Source organism: Jiangella asiatica (assembly GCF_004349065.1).
GTDB lineage: Bacteria > Actinomycetota > Actinomycetes > Jiangellales > Jiangellaceae > Jiangella > Jiangella asiatica.
Window position 1 is genome coordinate 1 of record NZ_SMKZ01000130.1, and the last position, 332, is coordinate 332.

The window sequence follows — 332 nt, forward strand, 5'->3', positions numbered from 1 at the left end:
CCGACGCCACCCTACGAAGGCTGGTCACCGACCCGGTCGACGGGCGGCTGCTGGACTACGGCCACACCACCTACCAGCCACCGCAGGCACTGGTCGACTTCATCATCGCCCGCGACCGCACCTGCCGATTCCCCACCAGCGACACCCCCGCGCCGGCGTGCGACCTCGACCACCGCGTCCCCTACCACGACGGCGGCACCACCAGCGAGCACAACCTCCAGCCCCTCGCCCGCCGCTTCCACCTCGACAAAACCCTGCACGGCTGGCGCCTGGACAGCCCCGAACCAGGCGTGCTCGTCTGGACCAGCCCAGCCGGCCGCACCTACCGCGTC

The 332-nt window shown here is 71.7% G+C and carries 1 protein-coding gene; it reads left to right on the forward strand.

What is annotated here, in order from left to right:
- Window positions 1–332, forward strand: a 332-nt coding sequence (locus E1269_RS32660) for an HNH endonuclease signature motif containing protein (protein WP_162606730.1), incomplete at both ends; no start/stop codon positions are given.